The organism is Streptomyces sp. NPDC058955 (assembly GCF_042741435.1).
Lineage (GTDB): Bacteria > Actinomycetota > Actinomycetes > Streptomycetales > Streptomycetaceae > Streptomyces.
Genome location: NZ_JBHYKM010000235.1, coordinates 1 through 2,908, shown reverse-complemented (window position 1 = coordinate 2,908; position 2,908 = coordinate 1). Strand labels below are relative to the sequence as shown.

Here is a 2,908-nt window from a genome sequence, read left to right as displayed (position 1 = left end):
GGGCCGGCGGGGCCCCCCCCTCGCGGGGGGGGGGGGGGGGGGGTGGGGGCGCGCGGCCCCCCGGGCGGGCCCCGCGCCCGGGCGCCCTCCCGGCCGGGCAGCCGCGCGGCGACCGCGGCGGACCCGTCCGCCGCCTCGGCGGCCTCGGTGTGCCGCCCCGCGACGACGGGGAGGATGGCGGTGGCCAGGCGGTGGGCGGCCACCGCGTCCGGCGGGGTCGCCGGGCCCGGCCGGCGGGCGTCGAGCGCCCGGCGCGCCTCGTCCTGCCGGCCCGCCCTGATCAGGGCCTCGGCGAGCCGGGCGGTGACCGCCACGGCGGTGGACCCGGCCCCGGCCCGGTCGGCCGCGTCCAGCGCCGCGTACAGCACGCCGGTGGCGTCCTCGACGCGGGACATCCGCTGGAGCAGGGCGCCGTGGTCCAGGCCCACCTCCGCCGCCCGGGCCGGGTCGGCGGCGACGAGCGGGGTCAGCCGGCGGTAGTACGCGTCCGCGTCCTCGTTCGCGTACAGGGCCGCCGCGCGTTCCGCCGCCCGGCGCAGGTACTCCGAGGCCCGGGGGTCCTCGGCGCGCAGCAGGTGCCAGGCCAGCGCGTCCACGTCGTCGGGCCGGTGGCGGAGGAGGGCGTCGCTCCAGGCGGCGTGCAGACCGAGGCGGCGCAGCCGGGTGAGGAGCCCGTAGCAGGTGAGCCGCAGCAGGGGGTGGCGGAAGGCGAGCCCGGTGACGTTCCGGCCCGCCACCGTCACCTGACGCTCGGTCAGGAGCGATGCGGCGACGGCCTCTTCGAGGGCGGCCGTGGCCTCCGCCGGCGGCAGCGGCGGGTGGACGCCGGTCCGGGCGATGTCGAGGACCTCGGCGAGCGGCGCGGTCCCTCCGGCGGCGGCGACGACCTCGGCCATCCGCCGGGCCCGGGGGTCGAGCCGCAGCAGCCGCCGGGCGACGAGCTGCCGGACGCCCTCGGGGGCGTCGCCCCGCTCGTCGTCGCCCCGCTCGTCGCCGCCCCGGTCCATGGTGCTCGCGTCGCCGTCCGCCGCGCCCGCGCGCGCGAGTTCGACGGTGAAGAGGGGGTTGCCGAGGGAGAGCCGCCACACCCGGTCGAACTCCCGCTCGGCCTCCCGGTCGCCGGTCCCGCGCCCCAGCGGCGCCCGCGCCTCGCGGACCAGGGCGAGCGCGTCCCGCCTGCTCAGCGGCGGTACGGCGAGACGGGCGGCGAGCCCGGCGCGGACCAGCCCGTCCACCCGCAGCCGGTCCGCCTCGGGGAGGGGTTCGTCGTCGCGGAGCGTCACGAGGAAGCGGCACCGGGAGCCGTCGCCGGCCGCCGCGAACCGCCGCGCCAGCCGCGCGAGGAGGTGGTGCGTACCGGCGTCGGCGGCGTGCAGGTCGTCGAGGACCACGACGAGCCCGCCGTCCCCGCCGATCTCCGTCAGCAGGCGCTCCACGCCGTGGAAGAGCCGGGCGCGGGCCTCGCCGTCGTCCGCCGCCCCGGCGGGCCGTCGGGGCGCGCCGCCGGCCGGCCGGTCGAGCGAGGGCAGGAGGGGGACGAGTTCCGGGCACAGGGTCCCGATCCGCGTCCGGTCGGACCGGGGGCGACGGGCCAGCCAGCCGTCCAGGGCCTCGACGAACGGGCCGTACGGCGTGGGTCCTTCGGCCTCGTGCGCGGCGCCCCAGAGCACGGTGGCGCCGGAGCCCGCGAGGCGGCGGGCGGCCTGCGCGGCCAGCCGGGTCTTGCCGATGCCCGCCTCGCCGACGAGGAGGAGCACCGGGTGCCCGGTGGCGGTGACGACGGTCCGCAGCAGCGCGTCGCGGCCGTGCAGGGTGCCGCTCGCCAGGGTCCGTACGGCGGACGGAAGGATCGTTTCGCCTACGCCGGCACCTACGCCGGCACCTACGCCGGCACCTGCGCGGGAACCTGCGCCGGCTCCGGCGTCGGCGCCCGCGCCGGTGCGGGGCCGGGCCCGGGGGCCCGGGTCGGCGCGGACGGCCAGCCGCCGCAGCCGCTCGGTCTCCGGGGCGGGTGCGATGCCGAGCTCTCCGGCGAGGGCGGCCCGGCACCGCTCGTACTGGTGCACCGCCCGGGCCCGCAGCCCCTGCTCCAGCGAGGCCGTCATGAGCAGCTGGTGGGCGCGCTCCTCGGCGGGCGTCTCCGCGAGGACCTGGCCGGCGGCGGCGGACGCCTCCTCGTACGCCCCGTCGACCAGCCGCCGTTCGGCGAGGGCGAGCAGGACGCGCAGCCGCAGCGCGGCGAGTTCGGCGCGGCGCCGTTCGGCCCAGGGGGCGTACCGGTCCTCGGGGAGCAGCTCGCCGTCGTACGCGGCGAGCGCCGCCACCAGCGGGTCGGCGGGCGGGCCGTCGCCGTCGGTTCCGGCGAGCGCCGCGAGCGAGAGCCGCTCGGCCTCGTCGGCGTCGATCCGGACCCGCCGCGGGTCGAGCCGCAGCAGCGTGCCGTCCGAGAGGAGGTACGAGGAGGCGGCGCGCGGGGCGATCTCGGGTTCCAGGGCGTGCCGGGCGGCGTGCAGGGCGACCCGCAGGCTGCTGGCGGCGGCCTGCGGGGTGGCGTTCGGCCAGCAGATCTCCTGCACCTGTTCGCGGTGGAGGCTGTGTCCGGGCACGACGGCGAGCAGTTTCACCAGCGTGCGGGCGCTGGGGCGGGGCCAGCGGCCGGGCAGTCCGGGGCCGCCGTCCCGCTCCGCCCGGAAGCCGCCGAACAGGCGCAGCCGCAGGAGCGGGGGCGTGCGGTCGTCGTTCTGCCGGGCGTCCTCGTCCCGTCGTGCCACGTTCATGAGGGGGGCCACTTTAGCCAAGCCGGCTGAGAGCGGCCCGTGGCCCCCGGGGCCTTGCGCGCGGCGCGTGCGGCGGCCCGGCCCGGTGGCGGCGCGGCGCGTCCGGCGGCCCGGCCCGCCCGGTGGGGGGC

Annotated in this window: 1 protein-coding gene; it reads right to left on the bottom strand. The window is 80.6% G+C overall.

From position 1 onward, the window contains the following. Window positions 1-2,777 (bottom strand): AAA family ATPase (locus ACFW1I_RS38250; protein WP_384678757.1); only part of this gene is annotated, 2,777 nt, incomplete at its 3' end. Between the last annotated feature and the right edge of the window lie 131 nt (window positions 2,778-2,908).